This window comes from Bradyrhizobium ferriligni (genome assembly GCF_056837965.1).
This window is the reverse complement of the sequence record NZ_JBXEJO010000267.1, coordinates 1-456: the sequence shown is the minus strand read 5'-3', so window position 1 is coordinate 456 and position 456 is coordinate 1. Positions and strand designations below refer to the sequence as shown.

Annotated in this window: 1 pseudogene; it reads left to right on the top strand. The window is 36.2% G+C overall.

Annotated features, from left to right (window positions below):
* Positions 1–456: pseudogene (locus AC1VNY_RS42650) on the top strand (Dot/Icm T4SS effector LegC6); the annotation flags it as partial.

The window sequence follows — 456 nt, the reverse complement described above, 5'->3', positions numbered from 1 at the left end:
TATTAAAGCATTAACTGAAGCCGGTAATTTACAAGAGTTAACTGAACAATTATTAGAAAATGCTGGTGATTCAAAAGCATTGGCTCGCATAGTAGGACATGATGTTGTAATTGGCCAGAAAACTTCAGAAATAATTAGAGATCTTAATCGTTCAAAGGAGCAAAATGGTATAGAGCCAGCTGAAGTAATGAAATTATTTCAAATAATTGCAGTCATATTTGAAACTCGAAATATTTTAATCAATTGGATAACTGCTCCTGTGCATTTGAAGTAGCAAACGGAAGAAGCTTTATTGGGCGCAGGTAAAACTCCTGCCATAGTTGAGGGCAAAGGACCCCAACCCAAACGCGTAAGATTCCTACCTGATTTAGTGGAAAAGCCAAAAGCTACATTGACAGATACTGAACAACCTGTTACCAAAAGAAAAGACGATGATCTACTTGATAAGAAAATACA